General features: G+C 71.3%; 16 protein-coding genes and 1 tRNA gene. 6 read left to right on the top strand and 11 right to left on the bottom strand.

What is annotated here, in order from left to right; genetic code table 11:
- Nucleotides 1-429, top strand: a complete 429-nt coding sequence (locus DN771_RS23360) for a PPOX class F420-dependent oxidoreductase (protein WP_116999986.1) — start codon at nucleotides 1-3, stop codon at nucleotides 427-429.
- On the opposite strand, the gene DN771_RS23355 is transcribed toward DN771_RS23360, so the two are convergent.
- Nucleotides 426-1,193: a carbon-nitrogen hydrolase family protein gene (locus tag DN771_RS23355; RefSeq protein WP_116999985.1), complete on the bottom strand. Its 768-nt coding sequence runs from the start codon at nucleotides 1,191-1,193 to the stop codon at nucleotides 426-428. The two genes, DN771_RS23360 and DN771_RS23355, sit on opposite strands and share 4 nt — an antisense overlap.
- Nucleotides 1,194-1,265: 72 nt before the next feature.
- Between DN771_RS23355 and DN771_RS23350 the strand changes: the two genes are divergently transcribed.
- A complete protein-coding gene (locus tag DN771_RS23350; RefSeq protein ID WP_162942321.1) occupies nucleotides 1,266-2,060 on the top strand; it encodes a helix-turn-helix domain-containing protein in 795 nt (264 codons plus the stop codon).
- Nucleotides 2,061-2,063: 3 nt separating this feature from the next.
- Here the strand turns inward: DN771_RS23350 and DN771_RS23345 are convergent, their stop codons facing one another.
- Entirely contained in the window at nucleotides 2,064-3,848 is a 1,785-nt protein-coding gene (locus tag DN771_RS23345; RefSeq protein ID WP_116999983.1) for an ABC transporter ATP-binding protein, read from the bottom strand.
- Nucleotides 3,848-5,683 carry an ABC transporter ATP-binding protein gene (locus tag DN771_RS23340; protein ID WP_116999982.1) on the bottom strand — a complete coding sequence of 612 codons (1,836 nt, stop codon included), beginning with the start codon at nucleotides 5,681-5,683 and terminating at the stop codon, nucleotides 3,848-3,850. The genes DN771_RS23345 and DN771_RS23340 overlap by 1 nt, the downstream gene beginning before the upstream one ends.
- Nucleotides 5,684-5,816: 133 nt before the next feature.
- Here DN771_RS23340 and DN771_RS23335 point away from each other — a divergent pair, with 133 nt between their 5' ends.
- Complete coding sequence (locus DN771_RS23335; protein ID WP_116999981.1) at nucleotides 5,817-7,022, top strand: RNA polymerase sigma factor; 1,206 nt, start codon at nucleotides 5,817-5,819, stop codon at nucleotides 7,020-7,022.
- Between the two features lie 10 nt (nucleotides 7,023-7,032).
- Nucleotides 7,033-8,298, top strand: a complete 1,266-nt coding sequence (locus DN771_RS23330; RefSeq protein ID WP_116999980.1) for a DPP IV N-terminal domain-containing protein — start codon at nucleotides 7,033-7,035, stop codon at nucleotides 8,296-8,298.
- Nucleotides 8,299-8,305: 7 nt separating this feature from the next.
- Here the strand turns inward: DN771_RS23330 and DN771_RS23325 are convergent, their stop codons facing one another.
- Nucleotides 8,306-9,265 carry a sigma-70 family RNA polymerase sigma factor gene (locus DN771_RS23325; RefSeq protein ID WP_205528739.1) on the bottom strand — a complete coding sequence of 320 codons (960 nt, stop codon included), beginning with the start codon at nucleotides 9,263-9,265 and terminating at the stop codon, nucleotides 8,306-8,308.
- 112 nt (nucleotides 9,266-9,377) lie between these two features.
- On the bottom strand, nucleotides 9,378-10,565 hold the full coding sequence (locus DN771_RS23320; RefSeq protein ID WP_162942320.1) for a hypothetical protein: 1,188 nt from the start codon (nucleotides 10,563-10,565) through the stop codon (nucleotides 9,378-9,380).
- 104 nt (nucleotides 10,566-10,669) lie between these two features.
- Here DN771_RS23320 and DN771_RS23315 point away from each other — a divergent pair, with 104 nt between their 5' ends.
- Nucleotides 10,670-11,725, top strand: a complete 1,056-nt coding sequence (locus DN771_RS23315; protein ID WP_116999978.1) for a TIGR03857 family LLM class F420-dependent oxidoreductase — start codon at nucleotides 10,670-10,672, stop codon at nucleotides 11,723-11,725.
- Here the strand turns inward: DN771_RS23315 and DN771_RS23310 are convergent.
- Together DN771_RS23310 and DN771_RS23305 are read right to left on the bottom strand one after the other, a co-directional pair.
- Nucleotides 11,707-12,492, bottom strand: coding sequence for an enoyl-CoA hydratase/isomerase family protein (locus DN771_RS23310; RefSeq protein ID WP_116999977.1), 786 nt, complete (start codon nucleotides 12,490-12,492; stop codon nucleotides 11,707-11,709). The two genes, DN771_RS23315 and DN771_RS23310, sit on opposite strands and share 19 nt — an antisense overlap.
- A gap of 12 nt (nucleotides 12,493-12,504) precedes the next feature.
- On the bottom strand, nucleotides 12,505-12,978 hold the full coding sequence (locus DN771_RS23305) for a MarR family winged helix-turn-helix transcriptional regulator (RefSeq protein ID WP_116999976.1): 474 nt from the start codon (nucleotides 12,976-12,978) through the stop codon (nucleotides 12,505-12,507).
- Nucleotides 12,979-13,044: 66 nt separating this feature from the next.
- Here DN771_RS23305 and DN771_RS23300 point away from each other — a divergent pair, with 66 nt between their 5' ends.
- Nucleotides 13,045-14,910, top strand: coding sequence for an ABC transporter ATP-binding protein (locus DN771_RS23300; protein WP_116999975.1), 1,866 nt, complete (start codon nucleotides 13,045-13,047; stop codon nucleotides 14,908-14,910).
- A 13-nt stretch (nucleotides 14,911-14,923) separates the two neighbouring features.
- On the opposite strand, the gene DN771_RS23295 is transcribed toward DN771_RS23300, so the two are convergent.
- From DN771_RS23295 to DN771_RS23280, 4 genes are all read right to left on the bottom strand, one after another.
- Nucleotides 14,924-14,999: transfer RNA gene (locus DN771_RS23295), tRNA-Thr, on the bottom strand.
- A gap of 23 nt (nucleotides 15,000-15,022) precedes the next feature.
- Nucleotides 15,023-16,075: an ERCC4 domain-containing protein gene (locus DN771_RS23290; RefSeq protein ID WP_116999974.1), complete on the bottom strand. Its 1,053-nt coding sequence runs from the start codon at nucleotides 16,073-16,075 to the stop codon at nucleotides 15,023-15,025.
- A gap of 29 nt (nucleotides 16,076-16,104) precedes the next feature.
- On the bottom strand, nucleotides 16,105-17,067 hold the full coding sequence (locus DN771_RS23285; RefSeq protein ID WP_116999973.1) for a threonine ammonia-lyase: 963 nt from the start codon (nucleotides 17,065-17,067) through the stop codon (nucleotides 16,105-16,107).
- Nucleotides 17,068-17,113: 46 nt separating this feature from the next.
- Nucleotides 17,114-17,454, bottom strand: a 341-nt coding sequence (locus tag DN771_RS23280) for an HNH endonuclease signature motif containing protein (protein ID WP_162942319.1), incomplete at its 5' end; no start/stop codon positions are given.

Here is a 17,454-nt window from a genome sequence, read left to right as displayed (position 1 = left end):
ATGGAGCTCTCCACCGCCCTCGACTTCGCCCGCACCAACAAGCACGGCGTGCTCGTCACGCTCAAGCGCGACGGCAAGCCACAGCTGTCGAACATCCTCTACAGCGTCAGCGACGACGGCGCCGCGCAGATCTCGATCACCGCGACCCGAGCCAAGTACCACAACCTCGCCCGCGATCCGTGGGCCGCCCTCCACATCACGCGCGATGACTTCTACGCCTACGCCGTGCTCGAAGGCGAGGTCGAGATGTCGGCGATCGCCGGCGCTCCCGACGATGACGCCGTCGAAGCTCTCGTGACGTGGTATCGCACGGCCGCCGGAGAGCACCCCGACTGGGACGAGTTCCGCCGAGCCATGGTGGACGAGAAGCGAGTGCTGGTGACGTTCCGTCCCACCCGCGCCTACGGGATGCTCCAGCTGCCGCGCTAGAGGACGCCCCGGAACAAGCCCAGCGCCGCGCGATCGCGACGGTGCTCGCGGAGCCGAGCGAGGTCGAGGTCGCGGACCCAGACATCGGCGTCGCCGGCGCTCGAGAAGTGGTCGCCGAGACGGTGGGGCTCGGGCTCGGCGAGCCCGCTCGCGCCGGCGGCGCGCACTCCCCGGTAGCGCGCTCCTGCGCGCCAGTCGGCAACGGCGACGTAGGCGCCGAACTCGTAGGCCCGGCTCACGGCGAGGTGATGCCACAAGCGCCGAGCAGCAGCAGGATCGCGACGAGTCACCGAGAAGCTCGTCACGATCACCAGATCCGGGGACGGCTCCAGGGCCAGGAGGTGCTCGGCGAACCAGGCGTCGGCGCAGATGAGGACGGCGACGTGGCACCCCGCGATGCGGACCGTCACACCGGGCGGGCCAGGTTCGACCCCATCGGTGCGCTCGGAGCCGAACGGCGTGGCCTTCGCGTACCGGGCGACGACCTCACCGTGCGGGTCGACGACGGCGCCACAGTTGCTGATCGACCTGCCGGTGCGGCGGTGGTGGGACCCGCCCACCACCCAGGCCTCGGCCGACACGGCGATCTGTCGTAGGTGCGCGACGTAGTCGGCGTCGGCGAGGTCACCGCCGATGAGCTCGGGAAGGACCACCACGAGCGGGTCGCCTCCGGGTCCCTGTCGCCCGATCGCCTCGTGGGCGGCGGCGAGGTTGGCGTGTCCGTCGCGGTGCCATCGTGACGGTTGGACCAGTGCGAGCCTCATCCGCCCGACGGTGACGCAGCGATGCGCACACCGTCTTGGACGAATCGGTCAGACCGGGCACACTTCGTGGTGATGTCGACGCCGCGGGCGACGTTCGCCGGACGAATCATCTGCGGACGCGCCGTGCGGTCGTGGTACGTCGAACACCGGCCACCGGCTGCGGGGGCGGACCTGGTGTCGTGCGGATGGAGCGCTGCTCCCGGCTGGTCCCGTCCGCTGCGGCTGCTGCCCGACGGGTGCGTCGACGTCTCCTGGGACGGGTGCCGACTTCGGGTGACGCCGGCCCGGGCGGCGCCGACCACCGTCGAGGTCTCCGACAGGCCCGTCACGGCGGGGATCCGCCTGCACCCGCACGCCGCGGTCGCCGTGTTCGGTCGACCGATGCCGCAGCTCGATGCGCCCATGCGGCTCGACGAACTGTGGCCGCCTTCCGTCGTCGAGGTGCTGCTCGCCGCGCTGACGACGTGCGCGTCGAGCCCGGCGCCGGACGACGCGATTGCCATCCTGACGGCGGCCGTTGTCGAACGCTCCACCGAGCTCTCGAATCGGCCCGATCCCAGCGTGGCCCACGCGATCCGCTGCCTGGACGAGCCGGGGCCGACCGTCGGCGGGGTGGCCGCGGCCCTCGGCGTGAGCGAGCGAACGATGCACCGGCGCGTCCTCGGCGACGTCGGGCTGGCGCCCAAGCAGATGCACGAGATCCTGCGATTCCGCCGCGCGTTCGATGCCTTCGGGTCGGCCGATCTCGCCACCGTCGCCGTCACGGCCGGCTACTACGACCAGTCGCACCTCGCGCGGTGGTGTGGTCGACTCGCCGGCACCACGCCGGCGCGCCTCGCCGCCGGATGCCACGTCAGGCGGCGCTGAACGTCAGCTGACGATCTGGTTGCGCTCCCACGCCGCGGCCAGGGCGGCGTAGCGCCCTCCCTCGGCGACGAGCTCGTCGTGCGTGCCGAGCTCGACGAGGCGCCCGTGGTCGATCACGGCGATGCGGTCGGCCCGGCGCACCGTGGACAGACGGTGGGCGACGACGATGGTCGTCCGCCCGGTCATCAGCCGTTCCAACGCGGCCTCGACGACCAGCTCGGTACCGGGGTCGAGATTGGACGTCGCCTCGTCCAACACCAGCACCGCGGGATCGACCAGGGCGGCCCGGGCCAGCGAGACCAGCTGTCGCTCACCCGCCGACAGGCGCGAGCCGCGCTCGCGCACCTCGGTGTGCAGACCCTCGGGAAACGCCTCGAAGCGTTCGAGCACCCCGAGTGACGCCAACGCCGCGCGGATGTCGTCGTCGGTCGCCTCGGCGCGGGCCACGCGGATGTTCTCGGCGATCGTGCCGCCGAACAGGAAGCCCTCCTGCGGCACGACGACCATGCGCTCGCGCAGTGAGGCCATCGTGGCGTCGCGGACGTCGAGCCCACCGTAGGTGATCGTGCCGGACGTCGGATCGTAGAAGCGGGCGATCAGCTTGGCCGCGGTGGACTTGCCGGCGCCGGTCGGTCCGACGAAGGCCACCCGTTCGCCGTCGGCGATCGTCAGCGAGAAGTGTTCGAGCGCCGGCGTCGTCGTGCTCGGATAGTGGAACGTGACGTCGTCGACGACGATGTCGCCGGTCGGCGGGGCCGCGACGGCGTTCGGTCGGTCGGCGATCTCGGGGTCGGTGTCGAGGATGCCGAACAGCTTGTTCATCGCCGCGCCGGCCTGCTGCACGCCGTTGTAGAGCTGCGAGAGCTGCTGGATCGGCTCGAACAGGTTGGCGACGAGGAGCACGACGCCGATGACGGTGCCGACCGTGACCGAGCCGCGGTGCACGAGGAAACCGCCGACGCCGATGACGAGGGCGGTGGCCAGCACCCCGCACGCCTCGACCACACCGAAGTACCACGTCGAGACGCGAAGGCTGTGGAGGTGCGACTTGTACAGCGACCGGTTGGAGTGCCGGAACCGGCGTGACTGTTCGCGTTCGCGGCTGTAGGCCTGGATGACGCGGACCCCGGAGATGCCTTCCTGCAGGCTGGACAGGTTCTCACCGACGCGCTCGCGGACCGTGAGGTAGGCCTCGTTCGAGTCCCGCTGGAAGCGCCGGGTGGCGAGGATGATCAGCGGGAACACGGCGAGGGCGACGAGAGCCAGCTGCCACGACAGGACGAACAGCAGCACGAGGGACAGGCCGATGACGATGAACGTCGAGACGAACTGCAGCAATCCCCACTGCACGAGCTCGGCCATCGCCTCGATGTCTGAGGTCATCCTCGAGACGAGGACCCCGGCCGGCCAGCGGTCGTAGAACGCGAGGGGTTGGCGCTGGATGTGGCGGAACACGCGCACCCGCAGGGTGCGGAGGAACGCCTCACCCGCCCGGTTGATGTAGACGTACTGCTGGCGGCCCGCCAGGTAGGCGACGACGAAGATCACGCCGAACAGCACGACGGCGAAGTTGACGGGACCGACATCGCCGCGTCGGATGCCCCGGTCGATGCCGTATCGCAACAGCACCGGGCCGAGCAGGGTGGCCAGCGTCGACAAGAGGACGAATCCCACAGCGATCAGCATCAGGCGGCGCAGCGGCCGCGCCATCTGCACGGTCCGCCTGGCCACCTGCTGGGCGACCTCGCGGTCGAGCGGACGGAGGTCGTCGGACGGGATCGGCGGCATCAGTCGCCCACCGTCGCGGCCCGGGAGTCGTCGGCAACGTCGTCACCCTCGAGCGCCGCGGCACGGGTGGACATCGCGGCGAGGACGGAGCGGTAATCGGCGTTGGTCGCCACGAGGTGATCGTGGGTGCCGGCAGCGGCGACGACGCCGCCGGAGATGAACACGACGGAGTCGGCGAGGGCGATCGTGCCCGGCCGGTGGGCGATGACGAACGTCGTGCGGCCGTCCATCACCGTCCGCATCGCCTCGCGGATCTCGTGCTCCTTGGAGGGGTCGACCGCCGAGGTGGCGTCGTCGAGCACGAGCACCCGCGGGTCGGCGAGGATCGCCCGGGCGATGGCGATGCGCTGTCGTTGTCCCCCCGACAGCGAGAAGCCGCGCTCGCCGATCAGCGTCGCATATCCCTCGGGAAGGCGGGTGATGAAGTCGTGGGCACCGGCCAGCCGAGCGGCCTGTTCGATCTGCGGCGGTTCGGCGTCGGGGCAGGCGAAGGCGATGTTGGCGGCGACGGTGTCGTGGAACAGCAGCGTGTCCTCGAACACGATGCCGACGGCCCGGCGCAGGTCGTGGAGGCGCAGCCGGTCGATCGGCACGCCGTCGACCGAGATCGTGCCCGCCTGCGGCTCGTAGAACCGCACGAGCAACCGGGCCACCGTGGACTTGCCCGACCCGGTGCCGCCGACGAGGGCGACCGAACCTCCGGCGGGAACCACGAGGTCGAACCCCTGGAGGACCGGCTGGGCGGGGTCGTAGCCGAAGCGAACCCCGTGCATCTCGACACGACCGACCGGCTCGCCGGCGCGGCGCACGGGCAGTGACTCTGGCTCGGCGGGATCGGCGATGCGCGGCACCGTCGACAGCACCTCGTTGATGCGCTCGAGCGCGACCCCCGCCCGCTGGCCCCAGGCGACGGTCAGGCCGGTCATCCGCAGTGGGGCGATGAGCAACGTGATGTAGGTGGTGAAGGCGACGAGCTGGCCGATCGTCAGGTGCCCGTCGATCGCCCGGTGCCCACCGATGCCGAGCACGGCGATGAGGCCGAGCTGGGGAAGGCCTTCCACCAGGGGGAGGAACTTGCCGCGGATACGAGCGGCCCGCAGTGACGCCGTCTGGATGTCGTCCGCCTCGTGCTCGACGCGGCGGCTGCGCGTCTCCTCGGCGCCGAATCCCTTGACGACCCGGACGCCGGCCACCGACTCCTCGACGACCGTCGCCAGTTCGGCTTGCTCGGCCTGCACATCCATCAGCGTCGGGTGGATGCGCTTGGAGAAGCGGGTGGCGGTGATCATCACGAGGGGGAGGGGCAGGAGGGCGACGACGGCCAGCAGGGCGTCGGTCGACACGAGGATGGCCACGGCCGCGGTCATCATGGCGAGGTTGGCGATCGTGATCGGCACCATCACGACGAACATCTGGAGCATCGTGAGGTCGCTCGATGCCCGGCTCATCAGCTGGCCCGTCTGCGCCCGGTCGTGGTACCCGATGTGCAGCGACATCACGTGGTCGAACAGCCGCTCGCGCAGGCGGGTCTCGGTCCAGCGGGCCTCGCGGAACGCGTAGTAGCGCCGGAACGCCGTGAACGTGCCGATGGCGATGCCGACGGCTGCGATGAGCACGGTCCAGGCGAGCAGCGACCCGCCACCGTCGACCCCACGGTCGATCGCCAGCCTGGTGAGCTGCGGGATCGCCACCTTGGCGGCCGACCATCCGAGCCCGACGGCGGTGGCGAGGGCGAGCCCGCGCCGCTGGGCGCCGAGCGTGACCGCGAGGAGCCGCCACCGTTCGAGTGCTGGCCCTCGCGGTGAGCTGTCGTTCGCTTCGCCGTTCAACGTCACCGTCGAGTCAGGGTACGCTCCGAACGTCCGTGCGCCACGGCCCGAATCGGTCGCCGCCGCGATTTCGCCGCCACCGTGGCCTGCGTCGACGGAAGGATCGAGCCGAGATGTCCGAACCCGGGCACCCCACGAGATGAAGTCCCCGGACGTCGACGCCGTGTTGCGTCTTCAGGCACCGCGCGTACTGACCGCGCTGTTGCGCGCCGGCCACCGTTTCGATGCGAGCGAGCGCGCCGTCCATCTCGCTCTTGCCGCGGCCGCCGAGCGCTGGGCCGTCACCGGGGTCCCGCCCGATCCGGGCGGCTGGATCCACTCGGCTGCCGCGCGAAGCCTGGCCGACTCGCCGCCGGAGCCGGTGGTCGGTTCGACCGACCTCGATCCTGTGGCCGCACCGAACGCCGACGACACGCTCCGTCTCCTCGTCTTCTGCTGCCACCCCGCCGTGAGCGTGACGAGCCAGATCGCGCTCACGCTCCGTGCCGTGGGTGGCTTGAGCACGCTCCAGATCGCCCGTGCCTTCCTCGCGGCCGAAGGGGCGATGGACGATCGCATCAACCGGGCGACGCAGACCATCGACGCCTCCGGCCCGGCATTCGTCGAGCTCACCGACGCCGATCGCGCGGCACGTCTGCCCGCCGTCCTGCAAGTGCTCCACCTCGTCTTCACGGAAGGGCACCTCGTCGCCCGTGACCTGGCGAACGTCGGCCTCGCCGACGCGGCGATCCGCCTCGCACGCGTCGTGCAGGCCGAACTCCCCGGTGACGACGAGGTGCAGGGCCTGCTCGGTCTGATGCTGTTGACCGAGGCCCGCCGGCCGGCGCGGGTGAACGCCGCCGGGGAGTACGTCCCGCTCTCCCAGCAGGACCGCACCCGCTGGCGGGCCGACCTCATCGCCGAAGGCCGCCGGCTGATCGCCGGGGCGCTGGCGATGGGCCCGCCCGGGCCGTACCGGCTGCAGGCGGCGATCGCCGCCGTGCACGCCGCAGCGCCCACCGCTGCCGACACCGACTGGAGCGAGATCCTGCGCCTGCACGACCTCCTGGTCGCTGCGTCGCCCGGTCCGATCGCCGAGATGAACCGAGCGATCGCCGCCGCTGAGGTGCACGGCGCCGAGCGCGGCCTCCGGCTGCTCGAGGCGCTGGGTGACGACGGGCGCGTCGCCCATCAGGCGAGGTACCTCGCCGCACGGGGCGAGCTGCTCGAACGGCTCGGTCGATTCGCCGACGCCGGCGCCGCGTTCGCCGCCGCCGCCAGGGTTGCCGGCACCGAGGCGGAGCGGCGGTACCTCGAGCGACGCGCCGGCGGCACCCGCGGCCCCACCGGGGAGGTCGACCGGTAGGGTCCCGCCGATGAGCCGGTGGTTGTCAGGCGCGGTCGTGGGACCGCTCGTGTCCGTGTCGCTGTCCGTGTCGACGTTCGGGGCGTCGTCCCCGCCGAACGACGGCACCGCCGAGTCGATGGCCTCCGAGACCGGACCGGACGCCGGTCCGCTCGGCGAGCCGACGGCCATCGCCGTCGACGGGCTCCTCGAGTCCGTCTCGCCCGACGGTCGCCACGTCGCCGGGATCGGCCCCGACCGCACTCCGTGCATCTGGGAGATGGGCTCGCTCAGCGCCACGTGCGCCGTTCAGAGGATCGGCACCGTCAGCCCTCCGTCTCGACCCGCGATGGTCTGGTCACCGAACTCCCAGCGCGTGGCCTTCACGCCGGACGTCTTCGTGCAGCTCCGCGACGGTGACGTACTCGTCATGGACCTCGACGGGACGCTGGTCAACCTCACCGACGACGGCTACGAGGGCGGGTTGATCGGCGCCGACGCCCCCGAGGCGCTCGCCGTCGACACGCTGCCTACGTGGTCGCCCGACGGGACTCGTCTGGCCTTCGTGCGCGACGACACCTCCGGCGTCGTGCCGACGGTCATGGTGATCGACGCGGCCGGCGGCGAGCCGGTCGCCCTCGCCGCGTCCCCGGTCGAGACGCGGTTCGCCATCTGGCCGTCGATGAGCTGGGCGGCCGAGGACACCATCTTGTTCACGACCAACCCGGCCGACCGCGACGACCCCGGACACGGGGTCTGGCACCTCGACCCGTCGACGGGTGAGGTCACCGAGGTCGTCGCCGCTCCGGATGTCTCGTTCGAACTCACCGGTGTCGATCCGGACGGGACCACGGCGCTGGTCGTCGACCCGCTGTTGCTGAGCCAGTACGACTTCGCCGTCGGTGACCCGAGGTCGGCGGCGGCGGTGACCACCCTCGACCTCGTCACGGGATCATCGGCGGCCCGGCCGTGGTTCGACCCCGTGTCCGGCGCGCTCGTGCCGGCGCCCGCGCCGGAGGACGCCGGAGCGGCGATCGCCGACGGTCTGGTTCCGCCCACGGGGCCGCAGGCGTACTCACCGGACGGTTCGATGTGGGTCGGGCGCCACCACTCGCCGCAGGCCGGCGGTCAGTACCTGGTGGTCGGTGACGTGGCAACGGGTGAGTTCGTGGGCGCGATCGACCTCAGTGACGTCGAGCTCGTCATCGGCCCGTCGGTGCCGCAGTGGGTCGACGGCGGCATCTTCGCCAAGTCGGGTGCCGGTACGGCGATCTGGGTGCCGGTCGGCGCCGGCTGACGTCCGATCAGCCGCCGATCTCGGGCAGGCCGAGCTGGCCGAGCCGCTGACGGTCGGCGATGATCGACACGGCGACGATCCGGCCGTCCGGCCCGAACGCGAACGACCCGAGGGCCAGCGGTCGGCCGTGCTCGACGGCGAGGAGCCCGGCCGCACCGTTGACGAGCACGACCTCGATGATCGCGTCGGGGCGGCGGAACGAGGTGGCATTGCGGGCGATGGTCTCGGCGCCGTGGATGACCCTGGACGTCCGCGGGCGTCCCGAGTCCACCTGGAGCACGGCGTCGGGGTCGAGCAACGACACCAACGCCTCGAAGTCGCCTCCCCGGGCCGCGGCGATCCACGCTTCGACGACCTCACGCTGGCGCGTGACGTCGCCGGCGGTGCGACTTTCCAGATCGGCCGGGGTGTCGCGCAATCGCCGGCGGGCGCGGCTGGCCAGTTGCCGGGTCGCCTCGGGCGACCGCTGGACGATCGGGGCGATGTCGTCGAACGGGACGGCGAACGTGTCGTGGAGCACGAAGGCCAGCCTTTCGGCGGGCGGAAGTGTCTCGAGCACCACGAGCAGGGCGAGACTCACCGACTCGGCGAGCTCGGCCGCAGCGGCGGGATCGTCGGCCTCCGCGGCGTCGTCGAAGCGTCGGACCACGGGGTCGGGCAGCCGCTGCTCGGCGGCGGCTTCGAGCGACTCGGTGCGCCGCCTCGATCGGCTCCGGAGCCGATCGAGGCTGAGGCGCCCGGCAGTTGTGGTGAGCCAGCCCGCCAGGTTGTCGATCCCGTCGATCTGCTCGTCAGTCATACGGGACAGCCGCAGCCAGGTGTCCTGCACCACGTCCTCGCTCTCGGCGTGTGAGCCGAGCATGCGGTAGGCGATGCCGAGCAGGTGACGCCGATGCTCCTCGAAACGTGCGCCGAGGTCGCCGCAGTGCGACGTCGGATCGTTCATCACGGCCAGTCTGTCGGTCATCGGTGCCGATCCCTGTCACTCGGCTGGGGTGGGTCGACGTGCGTTCATGCCCAGTTGACGTCTCGGCCAGCGCCGATGTGACGGGGTCGTTCCGATTTCTCGGCGGACGGGATCAGTCGTCGATCACGACGAACGGGAGGTCGTGACGTTCGAGCATCTGGTACGGATGGACCGGTCGGCCCTCGGGCCCTGGGTGCACGGTCGCCACGACGACCGTCCCGTCGGTGGTGACGTCGTCGAGGACGAGGTAGTCGGGCACCGGCGCGGCGTTGAGGAGCAGGGTGCCCTCCTCGAACACTCGCCGGACGCTGTCGACCGCGGCCTCGGTGCCGGCGGCGTCGACGTCGTCGTCGAGGGAGTAGACGATCGAGATCGCCGGCTGGCCGTCGCCCGCGTGCCAACCGATGCCGACGGCGTCGTCGAACTGATCGTCGAGCCCCATGTCGCCGAGACGAGCCAACACTTGCTCGCGCTGTTCCGGCGTGGCGTTCTGGCCGAGGGTGTCTTCAAGGTCCCCGAGCGATCCGAGCACCGCCGAGATCGCGCCCGCTTCGTCGAGTGCGGTGGCGACCGCCACCAGGTCGTCGTCGACCTCGCCGCCGCTCGCACCGCCGAGCCACCCGCTCACGAGGGTGGTGTCCGGGCTGACCGCGATGCGGCCCTCGGTGACAGCCAGCCGCTGCGGCACCCCGATCCGACTCAACGGGTTGGGCGCGTCGAGCCGCTGGGAGAAGTCCTCGCCCTCGCCGAGGCCGACGATGCCGTCCTCGACGGGTGTGAGCGTGTCGGGAAGCGTCGCCTCGTCGAAGGCGCCGGCGAACACCGAGAAGCCCGACGGCGGGTGGCTGACGTCGGCGAACCACGACACGTCGGCGAGGTCGAATCCGACTGCGGCCTCCAGCTCGTCGGCCATCGCGGCGTGCTGGACCAGGTTCATGGGCGGGAGGGCCACGGCCGGCGGGAACTGCATCTCGCTGTCGCCGTCCCCGCGAGGCGGCGTTCCGGTGATCGTCATGAGCCAGGAGAGGTAGTCGTCGGTGCTGCCGTCCGGGACCGTGATGCCAGCGGCGGCGGTCACGGCGTCGAGGTCGGCCATCGTGATGACCGCCGCCTCGTCGACCAGGTCGGCAGGCAGTTCGGCGAGCGCTCCGGCCACCGTGAACCCGCTGGACGCCGGGGAGTCGGACGGGTCCGGGGCCGGCTCGGTGGTCGCCGCGACGCTTCCGGCGTGGGCGCTCCACGCGGTCAGCGTGACGGACATCGCGGCGAGCGAGGTGAGTGTCGAACGTGTAGCCCTCATGCGGCCGAGGGTACCCAGCACCTCCCGCCCGCTTGCCGCGCCCCCTTCCCCTGACGGTGCGGCCGGATCGAGCCGGAGCGAACGCCGTCGTTACTGTCCGGTCGATGGAGCCCACCGCGCCGCCCTCACCGCGCCTCGACGAACTCGCCTACTACCTCCTGCCTGGCGGGGCGACGACGTCGGCGGTCATGCTCGACGAGGTCCGGGCCGGCGAGCGCATGGGGTTCGGTACGGCGTTCATCTCAGAGCGCCTCAACGTCAAGGAGGCAGCGGGGCTCTCCGGAGCCGCCATCGCCGCGTCGACGGGGATGCGCATCGCTACCGGGGTGACCAACATCAACATCCGGCATCCGGCGGTCACCGCAGCGTTCGCCTCGACACTCCACGACCTCTCGGGCGGGCGCTTCGTCCTCGGGCTCGGTCGAGGCATCCCCCAGATGCAGAAGGCGCTCGGGCTGTCCGCCGTGACCACCGCGCACCTCGAGGAGTTCGCCCGGTTGATGCGGCGCCTGTGGCACGGCGAGGTGATCGTCGGCTACGACGGCGTGCTCGGTTCGTACCCGGTCCTCGCGCTCGATCCGCGGTTCTCGATGGACATCCCGCTGCTCGTCACGGCCTTCGGCCCCGACACCCTGGCGATGGCCGGCCGGGCGTTCGACGAGGTGATGCTCCACACCTATTTCACCGACGAGACGACGGCGCGCTGCGTCGCAACGGTCCGGCGCGCCGCCGAGGAGGCCGGCCGCGACCCCGCCGCGGTGAAGGTGTGGTCGTGCTTCGCCACGCTCGGCGACCACCTGCCCCACGACGTGTTGCTCAAGAAGTCCGTCGGCCGGATGGCGACGTATCTCCAGGCGTACGGCGATCTCCTCGTGACGACCAACCGCTGGGACCCGGCCGTGCTCGAGCGTTTCCGCGCCGACGAGTACGTCTCGACGGTTCGCGGCGCGATCGATCAGGTGGCGACGACCGGGGAGCTCGAGCACGTCGCCACCTTGATCCCCGAGGAATGGCTGGCCCCATCGGCGTCGGGCAGCCCGCGGCAATGTGCCGCAGCCGTGCGTCACCAGCTCGACCTCGGCTGTGACGGCGTGATCCTCCACGGGGCCAGCCCCGACCAGCTGGCGCCGGTCGTCGAGGCCTACCGTCCGACGAACTGAGGCGGGCGCTTCTCGAGGAACGACTTGACGCCCTCGCGGTGGTCCTCGGTGCGGAACAGCTCGCCGAGCGCCGACGACACCCATGTCCCGAGCTCGCGCCAGTCGGGGTCGAGCGCCGACCGCATGCCTGCTTTGATCTTGGCCACGGCCAGCGGCGGCCGTGCGGCGATCTTGTGCGCCAGCGCCACCGCCGTCGGCAGCAGTTCGCCGTGGGGGACCACCTCGGAGACGAGGCCGATCCGGACTGCCTCCTCGGCCTCGATGACGTCACCGGTGAACAGCAGCCGTGCCGCCGTGTCCCGGCCGACGACGGTGGCCAGCCGCCCGATGCCGGCGACGTCGGTGCACAGGCCGCGTAGCACGAAGAGCTCGCCGAACTTGGCTCGCTCGGATGCGATCCGGATGTCGGCCATCAGCGCCAGCTCCATGCCCCAGCCGACCGCGGCGCCGTTGACGGCGGCGATGATCGGGATGTCGCTGTGCAGCAGGGCGTCCGCCGCCGGTGTCAGTCGTGGACCCGACGACGACGTCGGCGTCGCCGTCGGCGCGGCACCTTCGGCGCCGCCACCCATCACCTCGCGCACGTCGTCGCCAGAGCAGAACGCCGGGTCGGCGCCGGTGATGACGATCGCCCGCGCGGTCGAAGAGCGCACCGCTCGCTCGAGCTCGTCGTAGGTCTGGTACCGCAGTGCGTTGCGGACGTCGGGGCGGTTGATGGTGACGATCTCGACGAACTCGTCGCGGGTGATCTCGATGTCGGCGGCCATCGGTCCAGGCTCTCAAGCCGGGCCCTCGGGCGACGAGGCGGACGGTGGGTCCGATGCCATGCGCCGCAACAGGTCGGCCAGCTGACGCCGCTCAGCGGGGGACAGCGCGCCGAGCAACGACCCGGCAACCGCGGCGCGGCGAACCTTCACCGTGGCCAGCAGCTTGCGGCCGGCCGCCGTCGTGGCCACGGCGACTCCGCGGCGATCGTTGCTGTCGGCCGACCGTTGCACCAGTCCGGCGTCGACGAGCTGGTCGACGAACGTCGTCGCCGAGCGCCGGGCGACGCCGAGGCGATCGGCGACGGCGCTCATCCGCATCGGTTCGGGGGAGTAGCCGATGGTGCGCAGCGCCCGCAGCTGGGCCGGCGTCAGCCCCAGCGGCTCGAGCTCGGCGCGTGCGGCGGAGCGCAGCCGGCGCTGCACCGTGTGGAGGAGTTCGACGATCTCGGCGTCGGATCCGGCGTCGGCGGGAATAGAACCGGCCATGTCGTGAGTTTAACTCATCATGAGATCCGATCACTAGAAGATCACCAGCTTCATCGAAGGAGCCCTATGCCTCGCGCGCTCAAGTCATTCACCCTCGACTCGTCCGTCACCGCCCACCGTCTCGCCCCGGGCACGCTGCGCCGCATCGGCGCGTTCGCCCGGCCCTACCGCGGCCTGATCGCCGTCTTCCTCGCTCTCGTCGTCGTCGACGCCCTCGCCGGCGCGGCCACGCCCCTCATCTACCGCGCCATCATCGACGACGGGATCGTCAGCGGCCGTCGTGGGGTCGTCATCGGCCTCGCCGTCGTGGTGGCGGCACTCGCCGTCGTCTCGGCTGTCCTCGGCCTGGTGCAGCGATGGTGCTCGGCCCGCATCGGCGAGGGACTCATCCACGATCTGCGCACCCAGGTCTTCGACCACGTGCAGCGCTTGCCGATCGGGTTCTTCACCCGCGCCCACACCGGCGCCCTCGTCACCCGGCTCAACAGCGACGTGCGCGGCGCCCAGCAGGCGTTCACCTCCACACTCTCCAATGTCGTCGGCAACCTCATCGCCGTCGTCACCACGCTCGTGGCGATGTTCGTCCTGTCGTGGCAGATCACCGTGCTCGCCCTGCTGCTCCTTCCGCTGTTCCTCCTGCCGGCGCGCTGGGTGGGCCGTCGACTCGCCGACATCACCCGTGAGCAGTACCGCCTCAACGGCGAGATGGGCCAGACGATGACCGAGCGCTTCAACGTGTCGGGCGCACTGCTGGTGAAGCTCTTCGGCGACCCGCAGCGGGAATCCGAGGCCTTCGCCCGGCGGGCCGGCCGCGTTCGCGACATCGGCGTGACCTCGGCGATGTACTCCCGCGTGTTCATGTCCTCGCTCGGGCTGCTCGCATCGTTGGCGGCGGCCCTCGTCTACGGGGTCGGTGGCCTCAGCGCGATCGGCGGCACGCTCGGAATCGGCACGCTCGTCGCTCTCACGGCGTACCTCAAGCGGCTGTATGGGCCGCTCACGTCGCTGTCCAACGTGCAGGTCGATGTGATGACCACGCTCGTCAGCTTCGAGCGCGTGCTCGAGGTGCTCGACCTCGAGCCCACCATCATCGACGCTGCTGACGCCGAGCCGCTGCTCTCCGGGCCGGTGGGCGTGGAGCTCGACGGCGTGCGCTTCCAGTACCCGTCGGCGAGCGAGGTGTCGCTCGCCTCGCTCGAAGGCGTGGCGCGTCTCGACGACACCGTGTCCACGGAGATCCTGCACGACATCTCGCTGTCAGTGGCTCCGGGCAGGATGCTGGCCCTCGTCGGTCCGTCCGGTGCCGGCAAGTCGACCATCGCCGGGCTGGTCTCGCGGCTGTACGACCCGACGGAGGGCGCCGTGCGCATCGGCGGCCACGATGTGCGAGGTCTCACGATGGCGTCGGTCCGCGACGCCGTCGGCGTCGTCGCCCAGGACCCGCACCTGTTCCACGACACGCTGCGCGCCAACCTCGAGTACGCGCGGCCCGGCGCCACCGACGCCGAGATCGAATCGGCGCTGCGCGCCGCGCAGGTGTGGGACGTCGTCGCTGCACTTCCCGCCGGACTCGACACCGTCGTCGGCGACCGTGGCCACCGCCTGTCGGGCGGCGAGAAGCAGCGTGTGGCGATCGCTCGTCTGCTCCTCAAGGACCCCGCTGTCGTCGTGCTCGACGAGGCGACCGCCCATCTCGACGCCCGCTCGGAGGCCGCCGTGCAGGACGCGCTGGACGTGGCGATGGCCGGGCGGACCTCGATCGTCATCGCCCACCGCCTCGCCACGGTCCTCGCCGCCGACGAGATCGCCGTCGTCGACGGCGGCCGCGTCGTCGAGCGGGGCACCCACCCCGAACTGGTCGCCGCCGGCGGCCTCTACGCCGAGCTCGCCGCCGCCCAGTTGACCGGCCCCGATCCGGCGCTCGCCGCCTGACACGGGCCCGAAGTGGAGCCGGGTGTGGGAATCGAACCCACGACAACCGCATTACAAGTGCGGTGCTCTGCCAACTGAGCTAACCCGGCGTGACGGAACACGCTACTGGCGTTCAGCCCACGCCCGCATCGCCGGCTTCGTCGCTGGGAACAGGGTGGGCGGCGAGGTAGCGATCCCAGACCTCCGGACGGAGTCGACCGCGGTCCGACACGCCGATGCCGTTGGCGAGCGCCCAGGCGCGGACGACCGCGACGGGCGGGCGGTGAGCGGTCGGGCCGACCGGCGACGTGGTGCGAACGGATGGGTGGACCGGCGCCGTGGGCAGCGGCACCTCGCCCGGCTCGGGGAGTTCGGCGGTACGCCGGTCGCCGTGGGTGTCCTCGTGGTGCTGGGCCAGCGCCGCACCGAGGAAGCGGTAGGTCCACTCCTGGGCGAGCTGCCGGGTCTCGCAGAACACGATCGGCACGGTCGGGAAGCGAACCTGCGCCTCGGCCAGCCCATCGGCGACGACGGCCGGACGGACACGGTCGAGCTTGAAGACCGACGACCACCGGTCCTCGACGGCGAGGGCGGCCCGGGGCAGCGTGGCGAGGTCGGCCAGGAGGTAGCGCAGCTTGCCAGACGTCAACGTCGACACGAGGTCGGTCAGGCTCTTGCGCTCGACCGACGCGATCACCGAGCCGTCGACCTCGACCGCGTAATCGCCGGCCGGCAAGGCGCGGCGCGCCGTGGTCGCCTGCTGGCCGGCGAAGTTCCAGGCGTAGCGCTCGTGGCTGTCGACGACGATCTCGAGCACTCGTCCCGCCGCTCGCGCCGTGGGCACCGACACCGCCGGGCGGGCCTGTTTGGCCGTACGGGCGCTCTGCCAGAAGATCACCTCGCGGCCGCGCGCCTGGGTGAAGACGAACTGTGACCGGTGCTCGCGGGCCCGATCGAGGACCAGGTCGACCGCCGCCCCGCGCCGCACACACGACCGGACCGGGATCCGGTCGAGCACGTCGAGGTCGTCAGGCCATTCGTCGGCGCGATGGCAATACACCTTGGCGGTCCGTGGCCACGTCTCGCGGGTCTTCAGCGCGACGCCGCGCGGTCCCAGGGGGAGCCGGATGAGATACGGCAGCGATGATCCCTCGTCGGGATTGCGGGCGATGACGAACTCCAGCATGGCCGGAGCCCACGATAGGAGGCGGCGGATCAGGCGGGGGCGACCCAGCTCCGGAAGTCCGACGGGTCGACGTTGCTGCCGCAGATGATGGTGGCGACTTGGCGGCCGCGGAAACGGTCGGGCTCCTCGAGGATCGCCGCCACGCCGAGCGCGGCCGACGGCTCGACGACGAGGCCGGCGAGCTCGTAGAGCGCTCGCATGCCGTTCGTGATGCCGTCCTCGGAAACGAGTACGGCGTCGTCGACGACATCGAGCAGGTCGGCGAGCACCTCCGGGATGGGGAAGCGTCCAGCGACGCCGTCGGCGATCGTCTCGATGGTTTCGGTGTTGACCACCGACCGCTGGCGCCACGACAGAGTCATCGCCGGAGCGCCCGCCGGCTGCACGGTGACGACCTCGGTCGCCGGCGACAGTTCGCGCACGACATGTCCGACGCCGCTGGCGAGGGCACCCCCGCCCAGCGCGACGAGGACGACGTCGAACGGTGCCGGTCCGTCGAGGAGTTCGAGTGCGACGGTGGCGGCGCCCTCGCAGGTGCCGATGTCGAGGCTGTCCTCGACGAGGTGAGCCCCCGTCCGCTCGGCGTGAGCCTGGGCGAGCCGCCGAGGGAGCTCGATGTCATCGCCTTCGAGGTGGAGCTCGGCGCCGAACGCCCGCATCCGCTCGATCTTCAGCGGGTTGGCCGTCTCGGCCGCGAACACGGTGGCCGGGATCCGGCGGCGACCGGCGCTGTAGGCAAGGGCTTGGCCGAGGTTGCCTGCGCTCGCACAGACCACGGATCCGGGGTCGCCGTCGGCCGTGAGCCGGGCGAGCACCGTCTCGGTGCCGCGTCCCTTGAAGCTGCGCACCGGGTTCATCGTCTCGACCTTCAGCGTGAGCGCACAACCCACGGCATCGCTGAGCGCCGGGGCCTCGAACTGCGGCGACTGGAGGAAGACGGGATCGATCGATCCGACCGCAGCGCGAATGCGGCCGAGATCGAGACGGCTCACGGTGAGCTCCGCGGCATGGCAAGCAGCATGGCAGGCCGGGTCGCGCTCAGGCGGCGCGGATTTCGGTGTGGTCGGGTCGGTAGGTGTGCCAGTGGCCGTGGGGGTCGCGCCGCGTCGAGAACCCGGAGGTGGATTTGACGCGGTTGTGGTGGCCGCAGCCGATCCCGGCGTTGACGAGATCGGTGCTGCCTCCGTGTTGCCATTCGATGAGGTGGTCGATCTGGCAATGCGAGTCCCGGCCACAACCGGGATGGGTACATCGCCCGTTCCGATCCAACACACCTTGGAGGATGGCGGCGTCTCGGGCGGTGCCGGTGAACAGCCGGCTGCGCCGGCCCAAGTCGATGACGACCCCGGCGGCGTCGACGACGACGCGGCGCACGTGCC

This window comes from Desertimonas flava, from assembly GCF_003426815.1.
GTDB lineage: Bacteria > Actinomycetota > Acidimicrobiia > Acidimicrobiales > Ilumatobacteraceae > Desertimonas > Desertimonas flava.
The sequence above is the reverse complement of the archived record's forward strand: the minus strand, read 5'-3'. Positions and strand labels throughout refer to the sequence as shown.